Consider the following 18,871-nt stretch of genomic DNA (forward strand, 5'->3'; position numbering starts at 1 on the left):
TAAGTATGCGACGCACTTCACTATTAGTATTAATATTAACTTTTTAACTTATTGTTTATTATGAATATATTTTTATTTATAGGAAGTTCCAGAGTTAAATAAGATCTTGATCACTAACTTGATAAAAATTTGTAGCGGCTCATATTTTTTTAGATAGAAATTAAGTTCTCGTTGATGTTTTTTGTTGCGAAGTTAGTCTTAACGCATGGATACACAACGTGTATGCAGGAAATAAGAAAATCAATTTTCATGACGAATAACGATTTTCGAAAAAAGGAAATGCGTTCTCCCTTCGGCGGCCAACTTAAGGTGAGAAACAAAAAACAGCTATAGCCATTTTTAGGAGTTTTCCATGGACAAATTTTTTAAAGTTTCAGCTGTCACTGCTGCAATGCTGAGTGCAATGGCAGCAGCACCTGCGATGGCAGAAGATCCAGTAGGTCCAGAATACGCGAGCGAAGTGTCTGAGTTTTTCTCAGAATCGACCGTCAGCGGTAACCTGAACTTTTTCATGCGCGCTCGTGACCGTGCCGGTACCGATGCAAACGGAAACGACACCAAAAAGGTGACCAACCTGGACCACGGCTCGGTGTTTGCCAATCTGGGTTTCAATTCAGGTTATGTCGCTGACGTCGTGGGTCTGGATGCGGTGATCTACAGCACATTCGATATGTGGCAAGACGGTGGTCCTGACCATGAGATGAACTTCTGGGGTGTAAATAACCCATACGATAAAGTGCCGGATGACAGTAAGTGTACGGGTACGTGGGATGCCGATTGTACCGACAATGGGGTGTCTTTTGCGACCGCAGCGCTGAAGTTTAAGTTTGGTGATGCAGTCACAGCCAAACTGGGTTACTTCCAGCCTTCTGTTCCGAGCACGTTGGGTGTGAACTGGTCATTTGCGCCAGGCACGTATCGTGGTGGTGAACTCGGTGGCACGTTCGGTAACCTGGCTGTGGGCCTGGTTGTTGCCGACGAGTACAAAGCACCTTGGTTTAAAGAAACTTATGATTTCCAGACTACTGACGGCGACGACGCGGGTACCGCTTACTCGATCGGTGCTCGTTACACCTTGAGCAACGGTATTTCGTTTGACGCTGCCTACGGCGCCCTGTCTGACGGCGACCGCGTGAACGCGCACTTCAAAGTGAAAGGTACTACAGAGGGCGGTTTGTACTGGTCTCCTCAGTTGTACGTGGTGGATGACGATGAGCAATACGATAGCACGGCTTACCAACTGGCGTTCCTGTCCAGCTTCTCTTCAGGTCAATACTCTTACCGTGCTGAAGCCACCTATACGTCAGCTGAAGCTAAAGACGATGCGTTGTCCGGTAACCTGGCTTACCGTCTGACCAGCCAGTACGGCGGTTCAAACGGTGCTTACGAGATCTGGTGGAACAACCGTTCAGACTACAACCACGATGAAGAGCTGGCGTTCTTCTTGTCTGCAAGTCGTGACTTCTCTGACATCGGCGCGACAGGTTTCAGTGCGGGTATCAACGGTGCGTACGGCTTTGGCTCAGAAGCGCAAGGCTACGATGATCTGAAAGAGTACGCATACAGCCTGTTTGCGAACTACGCGATTCAGGGCGGAGCGCTGAAAGACGCCAACATCAGCTTCTACTACACTGAATACTTTAACGATACTGATGCACCTAGCTGGGCAGGTTACACCAACTTGTTCCAGGACGAGACGGACTTCAAACTGATGTTAACCATCCCGTTCACAGTGAAATAATTCGTATACAGTGACGTATAAATGGGCAGATGTTTTATCTGCCCATTTTTTATTTGGAGGCTCGAATGGTCATGCGCAATACAGTTTTAATCGCACTGTTGTTCACCGCAGGGTGCAGTACAGCACCGCAATCCGACGATGAGTTTTGGTATAAGCAAGGTTATCGTTTGGGATCGAATGGGTATGCCTATCAGAGTCAGGCACTCACAGAGATCCAACAAGCGCAAACCAAACGTTCATTTATTGAAACAGATTATCGTCAGGGATACCAGGAAGGGAAAGCCGTTTACTGTGATCCGTTCAAAGCGTTTGATAAAGGCCGGGCTGGAGTTCGGTATATCGGCCAGTGTGCTGGTGCCGAGAATGAAACCATGCTTAGAGCCGAATGGGAGCGAGGATGGCAGGCGTTTATCGGCATGGACTTCGATTTCCACCCTTGATGGGCAGCGCGACACTTGGTGCCGCGCTCTGGTGCTATTTGTGGCTACCACCATAGGCTTTGCACAACGCGCGTGGTAACTGCTTGACAGAACCGTCGTTAAACGTGCAATCAATACCGGCGCCGAATACTTTCCCTGCGCTATTGGACGCGCTAACACTGGCAGGAACCGCAAATAAAGCGACCAGCAATGCCGTTGCTAAATATTTCATAAATCCCTCACTTACCGAAAATTTGAATAATAACGCCTCTTTAAGAGACGTATTCTTAGTATGCAATTAATCCATTGAAGATCAAAAAAATCAGTAAATAATCAAATTTTTCTTTAATAATAAAGTTCAACTTATTATGTCTCGATAAATAATAATGCATTGAAAAATAGGAACTTTAATAATCTGATAATTGGAGTGGAAGTGAGTCATTAATGTAACTATGGCGCTTGATCTGATACTTTGTTTTAGAAATATACTTATTAATATGTTGAATAATAAGTGTTTATGTTGTGTTTCTGTGAATAAGAGTGACTTTAGGTGTTTCCCTTGCGTGAAACACCTAATAAATTGATTAATTTTTTACGGGTGTAATGACGAGAATAATACCATCTACGGCAACCACTTCGACCAGACTACCCGCGCTGATCTCTTGTTCAGAGTGGGCAGACCAAGTGGTATCACCCAGCTTTATTCGATTTGCACCAATCACGACATCTTGCTCCAGACGGATACGCTGCCCGATCAACTGCTTCTGTTTCTGATTCAGATTTCGCTGGGCATCTTCACTGCGGTCGCGCGTGAGTTGTCTGCGCCACCACAACCAGGTGGTAGCCAGCGAAAATACTCCGAATGCCACCCATTGCAGTTGCCAGCTCATCGGGAGTAAGGTCATCAGTAGCCCAACCAATAATGCCGAGATCCCAAGCCACAAAAAGTAGCCAGCTGTACCGAGCAGCTCAATCGCTAGCAAGATCAGACCGAAAGCCAGCCAGTGCCAGTAGTTCATTTGTTCAAGTAGTGGAATCACGTGCACCTCAGTGATCGGAAGGTTGTTGGCTGTGTTTGAACATTTCTGCGATACCGGCGATGGAGCCCATCAGCCCAGATGCTTCCAAAGGTAGCATGACGATTTTGCCGTTTTCTGCCTGACCAATGGATTTGAGAGCATCGGTGTAGCCTTGGGCGACAAAGTAGTTCACCGCCTGCATGTCACCCTGAGCAATCGCATTCGATACCATTTCGGTGGCCTTTGCTTCCGCTTGAGCCGCGCGCTCACGCGCTTCTGCCTGCAGAATTGCGGCCTGCTTCTGGCCTTCCGCTTTGAGGATCTCGGATTGTTTTTGTCCTTCTGCGCGCAAAATTTCAGCCTGACGGATCCCCTCGGCTTCAAGGATTTCCGCTCGTTTGTTACGTTCAGCTTTCATTTGCGCGTTCATGGCGGCTGTTAAATCAGTCGGGGGGCGTACATCTTTAATCTCAATCCGGGTGACCTTAACTCCCCAGGGGTTGGTCGCCTGGTCAACAATCGACAACAGCTTGGTGTTGATCATATCGCGTTGACTCAGCATCTCATCCAATTCGAGTGAACCGAGAACCGTCCGGATGTTGGTCAGAGTCAGGTTACGGATAGCATGCTCAAGATCATTCACTTCATAAGCGGCTTTGGCCGCATCGATGACTTGCACGAAACAAACCGCATCTATGGTCACGTTGGCGTTATCTTTCGATATCACTTCCTGAGCTGGAATGTCGAGTACGCGTTCCATCATGTTGATTTTATGCCCGATGCGATCAATAAACGGGATGATCATGTTGAGGCCGGGTTTTAACGTATGGGTGTAGCGGCCAAAGCGTTCAACCGTCCAGTGGTTCCCTTGCGAAACGGTTTTTATCCCTGCCGCTATCACAATCACAGCGACGGCGATAAAGACGCCAATGGTAATGAGGGAGTCAACAGCCATGACGATGTGTCCTTATTGTGGTTTTGATCTAGCCAGTATAAGTCAAATCACGCGGCAATAACGGCTAGATATCAAGTTTTTACGATCAAAAAAGGCCGGGCTATCCGGCCTTTCATCGACGGTAAGTGGAAGTTAATAGAGCAGAGAATAAAGCTGACGACGATATTTGGCAGCGATCGCATTGCCTTGTCCGAGAGCGCTAAGCACATCCATAAAGGTTTTCTTGATTTCGCCATCCAGTGCATTGAGATCGCCGCGCAGCATCGTCCACATCAGTTCCAAAGCTTCTTCATCACGTTGGACCTGATGATATTGAATCGCCAGATCGTGCGCGAGTTGCACGTTGGTCGGATCCTGGCTGAATTGACTCTCCAGAGCCTGAATCTCGGGACTGTCTGCGGCCTGTTTGTGGAGTTCCAGTTTGGCGATCAGGCTTTTATAGGCATTGTCCTGGTATTCGAGCGGAATTGTGGCGAGTAGTGCCTCTGCCTGATCGAACTGTTGGGTTTCCAGCAGACACTGTGCCGTCACCAGTTTCACGTCCCCCTTGAGTTGGATCTCCTCGGCAAGGGTTTGCAACAATGACAACGCTTGTGCGTAGTTGTGCTCATCGACCAGCTCCATCGCTTGACGCAGAACCAGCTCATCCTGACTTGGCAGATGTTTGATCAACATCTGTTCAATGGCGTCGATCGGTTGTGGACCTCCCAGTCCATCGACTGGTTGACCGTTCACGAACAATGCGATGGTCGGCAAGGCCTGGACACCAAATTGCATGGCGATAGCCTGCTGTTGTTCGCAGTTGAGCAAAGCCAGGGTAAAGGCGCCTGCGTAGTTTTGTGCCAGCGTTTGCAGTTCGGGAATGATCGCCGCACTTTCTTGACTCATCGGGGCCCAGAAATGAATCAGTACCGGAGTCTGTACAGAGCCCTCGAGCACTTCGCGAAAATTCTGCTCGGTCAGTTCCACAATGGAGGCGGTTTGCATAGTAAAAATCCTTGCTCACTTGAGTTATTACCTTAGAGGTAAGGGTGAATTCGGCATTTATCAAGCGTTTGAGGTGGTTAAATACAAAAAACACCGCAGAAGCGGTGTTTTTTGTTGCTCCCAAAGGGAGGCAGGCAAGCAAAGGTGTCAGAAAACCAGAAATAGAGTTAGCGCAACACCCACACTGAGCCAATTTAATTGCTTTAGGGTCATAGTCATATTCCGCCGAATGCAACGCTGTGTTGTTGTGGATAGAGCTTTCCAGCTTCAGGAGGGAGAATGACACACCTTTATTACGGATTAATGACACCATCATGCCGCACGGCGCAAAAGAGCATCGAGCCAGCGCGATGGCAACAGGCGTTTAAGATACCAGAACACTTTGGTTGGTGTGGTGATCCGGTAGCGCAGTTTTGGCCTCGAGGATTCAAGGGCATGAATGAGTGGATCAACACAAGCGGATGCGGGCAAGACAAATGCATTACCGGATTTATCCTTCTCCAATCTGGCTAACTGTTGCTCGTATTGTGTCTGATGGGGACTGCCGGGCACAGTGATCCAGCGCTGAAAGGCGAGCAGCGCGTTTGCGCGAAAACGGGTTTCGATCGGACCGGGTTCAATCAGTGAGATATGGACGCCGCTACCATGTAACTCAAGACGCAGAGTATCCGTCCAGCCTTCCAGAGCAAACTTTGATGCGTTATAAGCGCCGCGATACTTCATGGCGGCAAAGCCCAGCACCGAACTGTTTTGTATGATGCGTCCCTGGTGCTGGCGAAGCACCGGAAGCAGTTGCCGTACCAGTTCATGCCAGCCGAAAAAATTGGTTTCAAATTGAGCTCTGAGCGCATTGGTCGGCAGATCTTCCAGAGCGCCAGGCTGACCATAAGCGCCGTTATTGAACAGCGCATCCAGTTGGCCATCGCACAGTGACAACGCCTGTTGTACGCCCTCAGTGATGCTGTCACAGTCAGAGAGATCGAGCTGAATGCACGTTATTCCTTCGGCGCGTAAACGTTCGACGTCTTCACGTCGACGACATGACGCAATCACGCGATAGCCGCGTTGATGCAACGCGTGTGTGCACTCGTACCCGATGCCGGAGGAGCAACCTGTTATAAGAATCGACTTGCCCATAGCAAACCCACTTAATTCATTGATCTACAGTGACTTAAGGGTACCGGATTAGTCTTCGTGTTGTAACAGGTTTTTCAGGGCCGGCTCCAGACGGGAGTAACTGAACTGGAAGCCAAGCTCTGTCAGGCGTTTGGGCTTAGCGCGGACGCTATCAAATAACAACACTGAACTTTCGCCCATCGCCAGTTTCAGAGCCCACTTAGGTGTAAACAAGAGATGAGGTCGCCGCAGCGTTTTTGCCAGTGTGCCACTGAAGTGTCTATTGGTTACCGGATGAGGAGCGCAAAAGTTAAATGCACCATGCGCGTGCGTGGTTTCGAGCAGGTAGACAATACCGCGCACCATATCGAGGATGTGAATCCAGGGCCAATATTGTTTACCGTTACCGATTGGGCCACCTAGCCCGAGCTTGTATGGCAGTAGCATTTTCGCCAGAGCGCCGCCGTCGTGACCAAGTACCAAACCGGTGCGCAATAAGCAGACTCGGGTGTCGTCGGAGCGGGCACGTTTGGCTATGGCTTCCCATTCGGCGCACACTTGATGGGGAAAACCGTTGTTGTGCACATGCAGACTCTCATCAAAAGGATGCTGTTGTTGGTCGCCATAATAACCTACCGCCGAGCCACTGATGAAAACACCTGGTGGTTGTGTACTGGCATGCATCAGTTCGACCAGTTTTTCTGTCAGTGACCAGCGGCTCTGACAAATGCGCTTTTTTTGGGCACGGGTCCAGCGCTTGTCGGCAATCGGCTCACCAGCCAGATTGATGACCGCATCGAAGTCATTGAGATCATGAAAGTCATCCAGAGTGGTGATATAGCGAACATTACCCAGATCAGCGTGCTTGATCAGGCGTTTGGTGTTGTCCACGTTTCTGGTCAGCAGAACGATCTGATGGGTGGCCAGATGTTTAAGCAGCTCTTTGCCGATAAACCCTGAACCGCCAGTCAGTAATATTCTCATCCGTGTCTCCTCATTCCGGAAGTCATGTTGTGGGGGAACATCCGGTTTATACGAACTGATTCGTCAATCAGGCACTTTCAATTATAGCGACTTGTTGCTCGTGATGCTGCTAATCGCACAGTATGTTATGCATCAGGTTTTATTCAACTTCACGTTTTTTTACATTTAGTTACGTTTCTGTCCAGGACGATAATTCCATCACACCGATCAGGCGCTTGGTTTGCCATCATAAAAACAACTGGACGGCATACCGGAGGACGAGTGAGGGCATTGGGAGCATTGTTGCGGGCGTTGCTCAGCAGTCTTCGGGATTTGCTGCCGATCATCGTGGTGATCGGTTTTTTTCAATTGGTGGTTTTGCAGGAGCCTCTGCCACAAATGGGGGCGATTCTGTCGGGCTTGCTGCTGGTGGTACTCGGGCTGACGTTGTTTGTTTTTGGTTTGGAAATGGGGCTGTTTCCAATCGGAGAATCGATGGCAAAAGCGTTTGCGCGCAAAGGCAGCATCTTCTGGCTGATGACATTTGCATTTGGACTCGGGTTTAGTACCACAGTTGCGGAGCCTGCGCTGACCGCTGTTGCGGCGGAAGCGGCAGAAGTGGCTGCAGAAGGAGGGGTGATCACCAACAATCAGATGCAGCGTGAATCCTACGCCAATGGACTGAGACTGACGGTGGCACTGTCGGTTGGTGTGGCGATTATGTTGGGGGTGTTACGGATCCTCAAAGGCTGGCCGATCCATTATGTGATCATTGCGGGTTATCTCGGCGTGATGGTGTTAACCAGTTTTGCGCCTAAATGGATCATTGGTGTGGCGTATGACTCGGGCGGAGTGACCACTTCCACCATCACGGTTCCTCTGGTGACAGCGCTCGGCGTGGGGCTTGCCTCTTCGATAAAAGGTCGCAATCCCATGCTGGACGGGTTTGGTTTGATCGCGTTTGCATCTCTATTGCCAATGATGTTTGTCATGGTTTACGGAATGGTATTGTCATGATGGCTCTGAGCGCGTTTTTGCACACGTTATGGGATACCATTCACGATGTTATTCCTATTACCACCCTGATTTTTGGCTTCCAACTGGTGATTTTACGTAAACCAGTGACCAATCTTCCTAAAGTTTTGCTGGGCTTTGTGTATGTCATCATCGGTCTGTCTTTGTTTTTGCTTGGTCTGGAGATGGCGTTATTTCCGCTCGGGGAAACCATGGCGAGACAACTGACGGCACCGGACTTCCTGGCACAAGTGCGCGTCAGTGTCGGTGGGGTACTCGACTGGCTGGATTATTACTGGGTCTATCTGTTTGCATTTCTGATTGGGTTTAGTACGACGATTGCGGAGCCATCGTTGATCGCAGTCGCGATCAAAGCCAATCAGGTCTCAGGGGGGACCATCAGTGTAAACGGGTTGCGCATTGCGGTTGCGATTGGAGTAGCCGTCGGTATTGCACTGGGTAGCTACCGGATTGTGGTCGGCGACCCGATCCATTACTACATCATCGCCGGATACCTGATAGTGGTGATTCAAACCTACTACGCTCCCAAAATGATCGTGCCCCTGGCTTATGACTCCGGAGGCGTGACGACATCAACCGTGACTGTTCCGTTGGTGGCCGCACTCGGATTGGGGCTGGCATCGACGGTGCCAGGCCGGAACCCAATGATTGATGGGTTTGGCTTGATCGCTTTTGCCAGCCTGTTTCCGATAATTTCAGTGATGGGCTACGCTCAGATTACACGCTGGCTCAACCGAGAAGCTTGCATTCAGGAGGATGAAGATGCGCTTTAAACTGATTCTGGCATTTGTGGAAGACAGTAAAACCGACAAAGTGCTGGATGCCGCCCGTGAGGCAGGGGCGACTGGGGCGACGGTGATCAACAATGCCCGCGGGCAGGGACTGAATCAGAAACGAACGTTTTTTGGTCTGACCCTCGAAGTACAGCGCGATGTGGTGTTGCTGGTGGTTGAAGAGCATCTGTCACGGCAGATCCTGGAAACCATCAGCGAGGTTGGGGAGTTTGATGAAGAGTCCGGTCAGGGGATCGCCGTTCAGATTGATATCGAGGACGCGGTCGGGGTGGCTCATCAGGTGGAACGTCTGACGAAAGTGGTGGAGGATGAACTATGAAAAGTCATACGGTGATTCGAGTCAGAGATGTCATGGCCAACACTTATGTGATGATTGACGGTCTGACGACAGTACATGAAGGCATTGCCTTGGCGCGGCAGCACGAAGTGAAAGCCCTGGTGGTCAGTAAGCGCCATGATGACGATGAATTCGGACTGGTGTTAATGAACGACATCGCGAAAAAGGTTCTGGCGCAAAATCGCTCCCCCAAGCGCACCAACATCTACGAGATCATGACCAAGCCGGCCTTATCGGTTTCACCGGAGATGAACGTTAAATATTGTGCTCGGCTGTTTGAGCGTTTTGGGATCAGCCGTGCTCCGGTGATTGAGAATGGTCGCGTCATTGGTATGGTCAGTTACAACAACATTGTGATTAATGGCATGGCATTGGATGACGAAGAAAGCCAAACGGCGTAGAATTTCCTTATAAACAGTAAGGAGGTGACGTTGTGAAACTCTTTTTCGCATCCGATTTACATGGGGATTTGGCTGCAACAGAACGCACGTTAGCGCAATATCAGCGTTTGGGGTGTGATGGATTGATCCTGTTGGGTGATATGCTCAACCACGGGCCGAGAAACCCGATCCCGGAGCATTATCAGCCGAGCGCCGTGGCTGAGGCTCTCAACCAGTACGCATCCGAGATTATTGCGGTTCGGGGCAATTGTGACAGTGAGGTCGATCAGATGTTGCTGCAGTTTCCGATGATGGCCGATTATGCGTGGGTGATGTTGCCTTCCGGTCAGCGTCTGTTTCTGACTCACGGTCATTTGTACAATGCTGAAAAACGCCCGCCGCTGCGCGATGGTGATGTTATTGTGCATGGACACACCCATGTTCCGGTTGCAGAGCGCAACCAACAACAGTTTATTTTCAATCCGGGGTCAGTCACGTTCCCGCGTAACGGTTTACCACCCAGTTATGGTCTTTATCATCAAGGCCGATTCGAAGTGCGCAGTTTTGACGAGCAGGTTATGGTGCACACTCCGTTGTAAACCCAAACCGGCAGGGCTGCGTCTTGGCTGCCCTGTTTATTTAGAATCGGAGTGACCTAAATTGCGCTCCGGGGCGATGATATCGCGAACCCGTTGTTTGAGTTGTTTTGCTTCCGGAAAGCCCCCTTCTGCTTTGCGCTCCCATATCCGCTGACCATTACAGAACACTTCAAATCGTCCGCCCGTATCGGGATGCAATGCAACCTGTTCAGTTTCTTCGCTGAAGGTGTGGAGTAATTCTTGAGCCAGCCAGGCAGAACGAAGCATCCAATTGCATTGGCGGCAGTAGTAAATATCAATACGTGCTTTTTCCATCTGTCCCTCTTTGGAGTGTATTGCTCAGGATCGAGTTAGGAAAAACATCATGCGGGGGCGGGCTCGTTGGGTCAAGTGGCCGCTTGGGCAGGTCGGTTTTTACAGCGAACTAAAAGGGGCATGAAAATGCCCCTAATCGTATGTGGTTTAGTTGGTAAACAAGACCGTTGAGCCGTGGCTTAGGCTAGTTAGCAACAGCGATTTCTCGTTGATCACGTCGATACGACGGCTTTGTTGCGCGTCCATCTTAAAGATCTGAGTGATGAGCTCCAACTGCTCCTGAGTGAAATCTTTTGAGTCGGCAGACGAAATGTCTTTGAACTCGGTCGGTGTGATCAGCAGATAATTATCGCTAATGTTCCACTCACCCGTTTCCGAAATATTGATCACACTCTGATTTGCGGTGTTTTCAGCAAACAGACGTACTGATGAGATGCGAATATACGTGCCATTTGGCAGATACTTTACATTCGAGTCCACTGCGACTTTACGCAGCGGCCCTACTGAACTTTCTGGAATCTTGTCGGTGATCACGGTGACCATCTTCGATTGCCACTCTTTGGCGGTCAGTACCTGCTCCACTTTCAGATCGCTGCCCCAATAGAGCCAGCCGCTGAAAGCCGCGGATAACGCCAGAATTAATACTGCAATTTTTTCGTTCATTCTTCTCGGCCCTTATTTACACACTTTTCCCAGGTCTTCCTGCTCGGCAAATATGCGCACAGTGATGTTTTCACCGGATTGAGCGATGGAATGAATGTAATTGAGGATGAGCTGATTGTTCTGCCCACCGGTCGCGATGATTTGATCGGGCTTGCTGCGATCAGCGTGAGATTCATTGTATTTTCTCACACATTGTTCGATGGATGGCAGCCAGCGCGACAGGTCCGGGTGATTGATTGGGGTCATCACCGGGACGTTGTCATAAATTGCCAGTTCACGGAATTTCGACTCAGACGGGTTGGTAAATAGCACCACACACAATGGCAGTAAGATAGCCACTAATAACAGGATCTTGGTCAGCATGCTGGTTTTTGCCCGGCGTACCGGGGTTGATGTTGGCGTCACAGACGGCTGCGGTTCAGTCACGCTTTCGCTCTCTGCGGATGGGGGGAGACCATCGGCGGAAACGATTGCGCTCTCTTCCGTGTCAATCTCGTCCTGGCCGGTATTTTCCTGACCCGATAGCGGGGCAGAGCGCTCAACGTTACAAATCAACTGATAACCACGTTTGGGGACGGTTTTCACAAACTGGGGGGATTTTGTGGAATCTTTCAACATTTTGCGTAATGTTGAAATGGCCTGGGTCAGGCTAGAGTCATCCACTTCAAAACCTTGATCACGCCAGACGAACTCGTGCAGATCATTGCGCGAGACAACCTCGTTAGGGCGCTCAGACAGCATCAGCAGGATACGACTTTCGTTGCTGCCGAGTCTGACAACCTCATTGTCATTTGACTGATCGACCAGTGAGTTACTATTGGGGTCAAAAGTAAATCGGTTAGCTAAGATAAACTTTGTGCCTATGTTACTCATTTAGCTCTTCTTATAATTGGACTGTTTGGTCAGTTTAATTCCGGAATCGGCTCTCTAAAATAGCAAACTGGAACAGGGGAATTTAGATAAATTGATAACTTGCCGCCCAAGGATAACTCAAAACAAATCAAAAAAAATATTGTTTTTATGGTTTTTGACCTTGAATTTACATTTGTCATCCTCATGTTAAATAGCAAATATCAATAGTCTCCGACGGCCATTCCGCCGGAGATCCGGTCCAAGATGTCATGGAGTTAACATGAGCGAAACAGCTACACAGAACAAAGAAACTCGTGGTTTCCAGTCTGAAGTAAAACAGCTACTTCACTTGATGATTCATTCGCTTTATTCAAACAAAGAGATTTTCCTGCGTGAACTGATCTCGAACGCATCCGATGCGTCAGACAAATTACGTTTCCAGGCTCTTTCTGATCCGGATTTGTATCAGGGTGATGCTGACCTGGGCGTCAAGCTGTCGTTTGATCAGGACAACAACACATTGACCATTTCCGACAACGGTATTGGTATGAGCCGCGAAGATGTGATTGAGCATCTGGGTACCATTGCCAAATCCGGAACCGCGGAATTCTTCTCCAAACTGTCGCAAGAGCAGAGTAAAGATTCTCAACTTATCGGCCAGTTTGGTGTCGGCTTTTACTCGGCATTTATTGTGGCTGATGCGGTGACGGTACGCACTCGCGCGGCTGACCAGCCGGCTGATCAGGCGGTGCAGTGGTATTCGCAAGGCGAAGGTGAGTACACCATCGAAACCATCAGCAAAGAGAGTCGTGGTACGGACATCATTCTTCACATGCGCGAAGACGGCAAAGAGTTTTTGAACGAATGGCGTTTGCGTGAGGTGATTGGTAAATATTCTGATCACATCGGTATTCCAGTGTCGATTCAGACCCAAGTCCGTGATGAAGAAGGCAACGAAACAGGGGAAACCAAGTGGGAGCAGATCAACAAAGCTCAGGCTCTGTGGACGCGTAACAAGTCAGACATCAGTGATGACGAGTACAACGAATTCTACAAGCACGTGTCCCACGATTTTGCGGACCCACTGCTTTGGAGCCACAACCGTGTCGAAGGCAAAAACGACTACACCAGCCTGTTGTATATCCCGGCCAAAGCGCCTTGGGATATGTTCAACCGTGACCACAAATCTGGTCTGAAGTTGTACGTCCAGCGTGTCTTTATCATGGACGACGCTGAGCAGTTCATGCCGTCATATCTGCGTTTCGTACGAGGTCTGATTGATTCCAATGACCTGCCGCTGAACGTCTCGCGTGAAATTCTGCAAGACAACAAAGTGACACAGTCTTTGCGAAATGCCTGTACCAAACGGGTGCTGACCATGTTGGAACGTCTGGCGAAAAACGACGCGGATAAGTATCAGAGTTTCTGGAAAGAGTTCGGTCTGGTAATGAAAGAAGGCCCGGCGGAAGACTTTAGCAACAAAGAAAAGATTGCCGCTCTGCTGCGCTTTGCGTCGACAGAGGTGGACTCGGATGAGCAGTCGGTGGATCTGGCCTCGTATGTTGAGCGAATGAAAGAAGGTCAGGACAAGATCTATTACCTGACGGCGGACAGCTACGCTGCGGCGAAGAGCAGCCCACACCTGGAGCAGTTCAAAGCCAAAGGCATTGAAGTTGTTCTGATGTACGATCGCATCGATGAGTGGCTGATGAACTACCTGACCGAATTTGATGGCAAATCTTTCCAGTCAATCACCAAAGCCGGCTTAGATCTGAGCCAGTTTGAGGACGACGCGGAAAAAGAGAAGCGCAAAGAGACGGAAGAAGAGTTCAAGTCGGTGGTGGAACGCACCAAAACTTACCTGGGTGAACGAGTAAAAGAAGTGCGCACCACCTTCAAGCTGGCGTCGACGCCGGCGGTAGTGGTGACCGATGATTTTGAAATGGGGACCCAGATGGCGAAATTGCTGGCGGCCGCCGGACAAGCGGTGCCAGATGTGAAGTACATTTTCGAGATCAACCCGGATCACCCGCTGGTCAAGCGCATGGCGGATGAAGCAGACGAAGCAGCATTTGGTCGCTGGGTTGAAGTACTGTTGGGGCAGGCGATGCTGGCCGAACGTGGGGCAATGGAAGATCCGTCTCAGTTCCTTGGCGCGATTAACAGCCTTTTGACTAAGGTGGAATAATCGCATTGCACGGTAAAAAGCTCGCTTCTGGCGAGCTTTTTGTTTCATGCAGGCAGTACAAAGGCTGAAAAAGGTTAACTGTTTCATTTTCTGCAGTGAAAAACCGTTCAGTTTGCATTCTTTAGTCGTAAACCCGGCCTCGGGAGTCATTTTTATGGTAGAATCCGGGGCTTGAATGTCATAACTAAGGCGTGTATTTTGCTTGCCTGTTTATGATTATTATTACCTTATACCGAAACTTACCGTAGCGTAGGGCGAGATTGTGAGCTTCGGTATAAACATCATTTCTAAAGAGGATTAAACATGCGCATCATTCTTCTAGGTGCTCCAGGTGCAGGTAAAGGCACACAAGCTCAGTTCATCATGGAGAAGTTTGGTATTCCACAAATCTCTACTGGTGACATGCTGCGTGCTGCTATCAAAGCGGGTACTGAGCTTGGCAAACAAGCGAAAGCTGTAATTGATGCTGGTCAGCTGGTTTCAGACGATATCATTCTGGGTCTGATCAAAGAGCGTATCGCTCAGGATGATTGTGAGAAAGGCTTCCTGCTGGATGGCTTCCCTCGCACCATTCCTCAAGCTGATGGCCTAAAAGAGATGGGCATTGACATCGACTACGTAATCGAATTCGACGTTGCGGACAATGTTATCGTTGAACGTATGGCGGGTCGTCGTGCGCACCTGGCTTCTGGTCGTACTTACCATGTTGTTTACAACCCGCCGAAAGTGGAAGGGAAAGACGACGTCACTGGTGAAGATCTGGTTGTACGTGATGACGATAAAGAAGAGACCGTACGCGCGCGTCTGGGGGTATACCACGAGCAAACCGCACCTCTGATTGAGTACTACGGTAAAGAAGCGGCGGCGGGCAACACCCAGTACCTGAAATTCGACGGTACCAAAGCGGTGGCTGAAGTGAGTGCGGATATTGAGAAAGCACTGGCATAATTGGCTATCGGCTGGTAATTCAGATTTGGTATAGTAAAGCGACCCGTAATGGGTCGCTTTTTTTATGAACCCTTGCCTTGTGCTGTACGTACATCTTAGGTTCTTTCACGTATAAGCTTTTGGTGTCTATGAAGAATTACAAAAAACTGGGCGTGTTGCTGGTCAATCTGGGGACGCCTGATGAACCGACTGCTCCGGCAGTGAAACGTTTTCTGAGCCAGTTTCTCCATGATCATCGGGTGGTCGATCTGACTCGTTGGCTGTGGTGTCCGTTATTGCATGGTGTGATCTTACCTGTTCGGGCGCCGAAGGTCGCCAAACTGTATCAGAGTGTCTGGATGGATGAAGGCTCTCCGTTGTTGGTCTTTTCCAAGCGTCAGGCTCAAAAACTGCAAGCACGACTGAACCGGCCAGTTGAAATTGGTATGACGTATGGGAATCCGAGTCTGCAAACTGGGGTGGAAGAGTTGATGGCGCAAGGGGTAGAACACATCCTTGTGTTGCCTTTGTATCCACAATATTCCGGTACTACGACAGCCGCAGTGTCTGATGGCTTGACGAAAGCGTTTAAAACAATGGCGGTGATCCCGGGCTATACATTGCTTCGCGATTATTACAACCATCCACTGTATATCAAAGCACTGGCGGCTAAAGTGCGCGCGTCCTGGCAACAAAACGGTCAAGGCGAGTTTTTGCTCTGCTCTTATCATGGCATCCCTAAGCGTTTTGCTGACAACGGCGATGTCTACCCACAACATTGCCAAGAGACAACTCGTTTACTGGGTGAAGAGCTGGGTTTGCCTGCTGACAAGATTGGTACCAGTTATCAGTCACGTTTTGGCCGCGAAGAGTGGCTCCAGCCTTATACGGATAAAACACTGGAAGCGTTGCCGTCTAAAGGTGTGCGCAATCTCGACATCATCAGTCCGGCATTTTCGGTCGACTGTCTGGAGACATTGGAAGAAATTTCCGAGCAGTGTCTGGAGATATTTCAACACGCAGGCGGGGAGCGTTTTACCTACATTGAGTGTTTGAACGACTCAGAACCACACATTGAGATGATGGAAACGCTGCTGGATCCTCATCTGTGTTGAGCGCCACAGGCATCAGTGCGTCAAATATAACAAACCCCGGCACTGGCCGGGGTTTTTTGATGACTTAAATGTCCGATTAGGCGGTCGCTTGCTCAGATTGAGCGGCGGCGGTATCCACTTTTCCGTTACAAATTTTCGTCAATTTCGGTGCAATCAGGAATGTAACGACTGCAACCGCTGCGGTGACGTAACCGATCTTCGAGAATACATCCCCATAGATTTCCAAGGTCTGATGCGCGTCGGAGATACCAGCAGGTACCGAAGTCAGGCTGGCAACCCAGCCGGCGATCACGGCCGCGGTTGCAGAGGTCAGAAACCACATGCCCATGGCAAAGCCCATCATACGCTGAGGCACCAACTGAGCGACCATGGCCAGACCCAGACCAGATACCAGCAGCTCGCCCACCGACTGGAATGCGTAGCTGGCGATCAACCAGTTAGAACTGATGATGCCATCCGCGTTGGCGAAGTTGACACCCCAACCCAGTACCAGGAAGGAGAGCGCACACAGTACCATACCAGTGGCGAACTTAAATGGCATTGCCAGACGATCGCCCATCTTGCCATACAGCATCGCCAGAACCGGGCTGGCGATCATGATCCAGAATGGGTTCAGCGCCTGGAACTGTTCCGGAGCGACATTCATACCCAGAATATCGTGGGTTACGTTGTGAATGGCGAAGAAGTTCAGTGAGGTTGGCATCTGGAAATACAGAACGAAGAAAACCACACCCTGCAACATCAGAACGAAAGCCACGAGCATTTTGGCACGTTCCAGGCCGGTAATAGAAAACGCTTCTTTGAAGTAGAATGCCAGAATCGTCAGGCCAGCAATGACCAGGATGATGTGTGCCAGTGTCAGGTTCTGCAGCAGGTAGCTGCACACGAAGCTGGCTATCACAGCGCCGATAGCTACCATCAATAGTTTGCTCTTATCAACCGGCGCAAGATCCGCAGGTGAGCCGACACCTTTTAGCATGCGCTGACACATCACAAAGTTGACGACTGTGATGGCCAAGCCGATGGCACTGACACCAAACGCCATGCCATAGCCCATCCTCTCTGCAACGAGTGGCGTCAGGATCATCGAGAAGAACGACCCCAGATTGATCGCCATGTAATACATGGTGAAGGCGCCATCGAGGCGTGGATCGTTTTCCGGGTACACTTTTGCCAGCAAGCTGGATGGGTTGGCTTTGAACAAGCCGTTACCGACAGTAATAAAGCCCATCGCGATGTAGATCAGTGTTTCACCGCCAAAGTGTTGTTTAGTGGTTGACAGACCCAGTAACAGATAGCCGAACATTAGAATGATGGCACCAAGCGTGATTGCTCGCTTCGTACCGATCAGCTTGTCACCAATCCAGCCACCAGCTGCGACGAAACCAAACACCAGTGCAGAGAAAGCACCAAACAGGACAAACGAGTTTGACTCGTCCATCCCCATGATTTTCACTAGGTAGACGGTGAGAATGGCTTGCATGCCGTAGAAGCCGAAACGCTCCCAGAACTCAATCGAAAAGATCAGATAAAAAGACTTAGGTTGCTTGAATATATTCAAGTCGGACATAGTAGGTTTTCCTGTATTGCTTGCCAGGTACTTTTGGCCGGAATGGCCAAGTAAAGGCAGGAAATGTTAGTAAAGGTTACCAACAATAATAAGTTTTACTAATTATGATTATGAAAGGATTTTATTCGACAGTTACGTATACCCTTTAGTTATTCAGACTGCAATACGGTGATATTTTGCAATGAATATTAATTCTTTGTAACTGGTTGAAATAATTGTTCTTTGGTGTCACTTCTCGAGTTGAAATTGTGGTGAAAAGTAAGATTTCATTTTTGGTAATAATTATTGCTGATATATCAGTGGCTTGGCATTGTTTAACTGGATGCAATCTTTCTGAAGGGGAGATGAAATGTTAGAATTGGCAAAAAATACAATTGGCTAGAAATATGAAACGTTGGTATCTCCTCTATTGTAAGCGCGGCGAACAGACAAGAGCGAAACTGAACCTGGAAAATCAGGGAGTAGAGTGTTACTACCCGGAAATTTCGCTCGAAAAAATGGCGCGTGGAAAACGGATCAAGAAACGCGAACCTTTGTTTCCCTGTTACGTGTTTGTTCGTTTTGATTTTGAGCAGGGACCAAGCTTTACTGCGGTCCGTTCCACCCGTGGCGTGGTGGATTTCGTTCGCCAGGGCCGCTACCCTCAGGAACTTCAGGGAGATTTGATTTATACCCTGAAACAGATGGAGGGAAGCGAAGTAGAGGTTCCCCAGGATGCGTTACCTGAAAAGGGTCAGGTACTGCGGGTGAAAAGTGGTCAGTTTGCTGGCATTGATGCGATTTATCAGGAAGCCGATGGGGAAGCCCGTTCGATTATGCTGGTGAAAATGATCAATCAGTCGGTGCCGATGAGTATCGACAACAAAGATTTAGATATGTAAAAAAGGCACCTGACG

Annotated in this window: 21 protein-coding genes; 11 read left to right on the forward strand and 10 right to left on the reverse strand. The window is 49.3% G+C overall.

Features of this window, described 5'->3' with window-relative positions; genetic code table 11:
- The first annotated feature begins 352 nt into the window (after positions 1–352).
- Complete coding sequence (locus VPR01S_RS02755; RefSeq protein WP_021703772.1) at positions 353–1,741, forward strand: hypothetical protein; 1,389 nt, start codon at positions 353–355, stop codon at positions 1,739–1,741.
- 71 nt (positions 1,742–1,812) lie between these two features.
- Positions 1,813–2,181 carry a DUF2799 domain-containing protein gene (locus tag VPR01S_RS02760; protein WP_040902250.1) on the forward strand — a complete coding sequence of 123 codons (369 nt, stop codon included), beginning with the start codon at positions 1,813–1,815 and terminating at the stop codon, positions 2,179–2,181.
- A 34-nt stretch (positions 2,182–2,215) separates the two neighbouring features.
- On the opposite strand, the gene VPR01S_RS22845 is transcribed toward VPR01S_RS02760, so the two are convergent.
- The 6 genes from VPR01S_RS22845 to VPR01S_RS02785 all read right to left on the reverse strand — a co-directional run bounded on the left by VPR01S_RS22845 (position 2,216) and on the right by VPR01S_RS02785 (position 7,221).
- Positions 2,216–2,392: a hypothetical protein gene (locus VPR01S_RS22845; protein WP_169727784.1), complete on the reverse strand. Its 177-nt coding sequence runs from the start codon at positions 2,390–2,392 to the stop codon at positions 2,216–2,218.
- A 352-nt stretch (positions 2,393–2,744) separates the two neighbouring features.
- Entirely contained in the window at positions 2,745–3,200 is a 456-nt protein-coding gene (locus VPR01S_RS02765) for an NfeD family protein (protein ID WP_021703775.1), read from the reverse strand.
- Positions 3,201–3,207: 7 nt separating this feature from the next.
- On the reverse strand, positions 3,208–4,134 hold the full coding sequence (locus VPR01S_RS02770; protein ID WP_021703776.1) for an SPFH domain-containing protein: 927 nt from the start codon (positions 4,132–4,134) through the stop codon (positions 3,208–3,210).
- Between the two features lie 132 nt (positions 4,135–4,266).
- Entirely contained in the window at positions 4,267–5,121 is an 855-nt protein-coding gene (locus VPR01S_RS02775) for a co-chaperone YbbN (protein ID WP_021703777.1), read from the reverse strand.
- Between the two features lie 312 nt (positions 5,122–5,433).
- The gene (locus tag VPR01S_RS02780; RefSeq protein ID WP_021703778.1) at positions 5,434–6,258 is read right to left on the reverse strand and encodes an SDR family oxidoreductase; all 825 of its coding nucleotides are present in this window, start codon (positions 6,256–6,258) and stop codon (positions 5,434–5,436) included.
- 48 nt (positions 6,259–6,306) lie between these two features.
- On the reverse strand, positions 6,307–7,221 hold the full coding sequence (locus VPR01S_RS02785) for a TIGR01777 family oxidoreductase (protein ID WP_021703779.1): 915 nt from the start codon (positions 7,219–7,221) through the stop codon (positions 6,307–6,309).
- Positions 7,222–7,482: 261 nt separating this feature from the next.
- Between VPR01S_RS02785 and VPR01S_RS02790 the strand changes: the two genes are divergently transcribed.
- Genes VPR01S_RS02790 through yfcE form a run of 5 tightly spaced genes read left to right on the forward strand, consistent with a single transcriptional unit; the run spans position 7,483 to position 10,345 of the window.
- Positions 7,483–8,217: a DUF1538 domain-containing protein gene (locus VPR01S_RS02790; RefSeq protein ID WP_040902221.1), complete on the forward strand. Its 735-nt coding sequence runs from the start codon at positions 7,483–7,485 to the stop codon at positions 8,215–8,217.
- Entirely contained in the window at positions 8,214–9,008 is a 795-nt protein-coding gene (locus VPR01S_RS02795; protein WP_021703781.1) for a DUF1538 domain-containing protein, read from the forward strand. Before VPR01S_RS02790 ends, VPR01S_RS02795 begins: the two co-directional genes overlap by 4 nt.
- Positions 8,998–9,348 (forward strand): P-II family nitrogen regulator, encoded by a 351-nt coding sequence (locus VPR01S_RS02800; protein ID WP_021703782.1) that lies wholly within the window; start codon positions 8,998–9,000, stop codon positions 9,346–9,348. Before VPR01S_RS02795 ends, VPR01S_RS02800 begins: the two co-directional genes overlap by 11 nt.
- Positions 9,345–9,767: a CBS domain-containing protein gene (locus VPR01S_RS02805; RefSeq protein ID WP_021703783.1), complete on the forward strand. Its 423-nt coding sequence runs from the start codon at positions 9,345–9,347 to the stop codon at positions 9,765–9,767. Before VPR01S_RS02800 ends, VPR01S_RS02805 begins: the two co-directional genes overlap by 4 nt.
- A gap of 32 nt (positions 9,768–9,799) precedes the next feature.
- On the forward strand, positions 9,800–10,345 hold the full coding sequence (yfcE, locus tag VPR01S_RS02810) for a phosphodiesterase (protein WP_021703784.1): 546 nt from the start codon (positions 9,800–9,802) through the stop codon (positions 10,343–10,345).
- Between the two features lie 36 nt (positions 10,346–10,381).
- Here yfcE and VPR01S_RS02815 read toward each other — a convergent pair whose 3' ends face one another.
- The 3 genes from VPR01S_RS02815 to VPR01S_RS02825 form a co-directional block, all read right to left on the reverse strand.
- On the reverse strand, positions 10,382–10,660 hold the full coding sequence (locus VPR01S_RS02815) for an Rdx family protein (RefSeq protein ID WP_021703785.1): 279 nt from the start codon (positions 10,658–10,660) through the stop codon (positions 10,382–10,384).
- A 147-nt stretch (positions 10,661–10,807) separates the two neighbouring features.
- Positions 10,808–11,323 carry a regulatory protein ToxS gene (locus tag VPR01S_RS02820; protein WP_021703786.1) on the reverse strand — a complete coding sequence of 172 codons (516 nt, stop codon included), beginning with the start codon at positions 11,321–11,323 and terminating at the stop codon, positions 10,808–10,810.
- Between the two features lie 12 nt (positions 11,324–11,335).
- Complete coding sequence (locus tag VPR01S_RS02825) at positions 11,336–12,196, reverse strand: winged helix-turn-helix domain-containing protein (RefSeq protein WP_021703787.1); 861 nt, start codon at positions 12,194–12,196, stop codon at positions 11,336–11,338.
- Between the two features lie 259 nt (positions 12,197–12,455).
- On the opposite strand from VPR01S_RS02825, the gene htpG reads away from it, so the two are divergent.
- The 3 genes from htpG (at position 12,456) to hemH (ending at position 16,405) form a co-directional block, all read left to right on the forward strand.
- On the forward strand, positions 12,456–14,363 hold the full coding sequence (gene htpG, locus VPR01S_RS02830; RefSeq protein ID WP_021703788.1) for a molecular chaperone HtpG: 1,908 nt from the start codon (positions 12,456–12,458) through the stop codon (positions 14,361–14,363).
- Between the two features lie 303 nt (positions 14,364–14,666).
- On the forward strand, positions 14,667–15,311 hold the full coding sequence (gene adk / locus VPR01S_RS02835) for an adenylate kinase (RefSeq protein WP_021703789.1): 645 nt from the start codon (positions 14,667–14,669) through the stop codon (positions 15,309–15,311).
- Between the two features lie 128 nt (positions 15,312–15,439).
- Positions 15,440–16,405, forward strand: a complete 966-nt coding sequence (hemH, locus tag VPR01S_RS02840) for a ferrochelatase (protein WP_040902223.1) — start codon at positions 15,440–15,442, stop codon at positions 16,403–16,405.
- Positions 16,406–16,481: 76 nt separating this feature from the next.
- Here the strand turns inward: hemH and dtpA are convergent, their stop codons facing one another.
- Positions 16,482–18,002, reverse strand: coding sequence for a dipeptide/tripeptide permease DtpA (gene dtpA / locus VPR01S_RS02845; protein ID WP_272924744.1), 1,521 nt, complete (start codon positions 18,000–18,002; stop codon positions 16,482–16,484).
- Positions 18,003–18,361: 359 nt separating this feature from the next.
- On the opposite strand from dtpA, the gene rfaH reads away from it, so the two are divergent.
- Positions 18,362–18,856 (forward strand): transcription/translation regulatory transformer protein RfaH, encoded by a 495-nt coding sequence (gene rfaH / locus VPR01S_RS02850; RefSeq protein ID WP_021703792.1) that lies wholly within the window; start codon positions 18,362–18,364, stop codon positions 18,854–18,856.
- Positions 18,857–18,871: the final 15 nt, after the last annotated feature.

It is taken from the genome of Vibrio proteolyticus NBRC 13287, from assembly GCF_000467125.1.
Taxonomy (GTDB): domain Bacteria; phylum Pseudomonadota; class Gammaproteobacteria; order Enterobacterales; family Vibrionaceae; genus Vibrio; species Vibrio proteolyticus.

What these genes read in the sequence shown, in the direction of transcription:
- htpG (WP_021703788.1), top strand. Translation starts at nt 12,456, where the DNA reads ATGAGCGAAACAGCTACACAGAACAAAGAAACTCGTGGTTTCCAGTCT.
- VPR01S_RS02795 (WP_021703781.1), top strand. Translation starts at nt 8,214, where the DNA reads ATGATGGCTCTGAGCGCGTTTTTGCACACGTTATGGGATACCATTCAC.
- VPR01S_RS02760 (WP_040902250.1), top strand. Translation starts at nt 1,813, where the DNA reads ATGCGCAATACAGTTTTAATCGCACTGTTGTTCACCGCAGGGTGCAGT.
- VPR01S_RS02805 (WP_021703783.1), top strand. Translation starts at nt 9,345, where the DNA reads ATGAAAAGTCATACGGTGATTCGAGTCAGAGATGTCATGGCCAACACT.
- VPR01S_RS22845 (WP_169727784.1), bottom strand. Translation starts at nt 2,392, where the DNA reads ATGAAATATTTAGCAACGGCATTGCTGGTCGCTTTATTTGCGGTTCCT.
- VPR01S_RS02780 (WP_021703778.1), bottom strand. Translation starts at nt 6,258, where the DNA reads ATGGGCAAGTCGATTCTTATAACAGGTTGCTCCTCCGGCATCGGGTAC.
- VPR01S_RS02785 (WP_021703779.1), bottom strand. Translation starts at nt 7,221, where the DNA reads ATGAGAATATTACTGACTGGCGGTTCAGGGTTTATCGGCAAAGAGCTG.
- rfaH (WP_021703792.1), top strand. Translation starts at nt 18,362, where the DNA reads ATGAAACGTTGGTATCTCCTCTATTGTAAGCGCGGCGAACAGACAAGA.
- VPR01S_RS02775 (WP_021703777.1), bottom strand. Translation starts at nt 5,121, where the DNA reads ATGCAAACCGCCTCCATTGTGGAACTGACCGAGCAGAATTTTCGCGAA.
- adk (WP_021703789.1), top strand. Translation starts at nt 14,667, where the DNA reads ATGCGCATCATTCTTCTAGGTGCTCCAGGTGCAGGTAAAGGCACACAA.
- VPR01S_RS02800 (WP_021703782.1), top strand. Translation starts at nt 8,998, where the DNA reads ATGCGCTTTAAACTGATTCTGGCATTTGTGGAAGACAGTAAAACCGAC.
- VPR01S_RS02755 (WP_021703772.1), top strand. Translation starts at nt 353, where the DNA reads ATGGACAAATTTTTTAAAGTTTCAGCTGTCACTGCTGCAATGCTGAGT.
- VPR01S_RS02770 (WP_021703776.1), bottom strand. Translation starts at nt 4,134, where the DNA reads ATGGCTGTTGACTCCCTCATTACCATTGGCGTCTTTATCGCCGTCGCT.
- VPR01S_RS02825 (WP_021703787.1), bottom strand. Translation starts at nt 12,196, where the DNA reads ATGAGTAACATAGGCACAAAGTTTATCTTAGCTAACCGATTTACTTTT.
- VPR01S_RS02820 (WP_021703786.1), bottom strand. Translation starts at nt 11,323, where the DNA reads ATGAACGAAAAAATTGCAGTATTAATTCTGGCGTTATCCGCGGCTTTC.
- VPR01S_RS02815 (WP_021703785.1), bottom strand. Translation starts at nt 10,660, where the DNA reads ATGGAAAAAGCACGTATTGATATTTACTACTGCCGCCAATGCAATTGG.
- hemH (WP_040902223.1), top strand. Translation starts at nt 15,440, where the DNA reads ATGAAGAATTACAAAAAACTGGGCGTGTTGCTGGTCAATCTGGGGACG.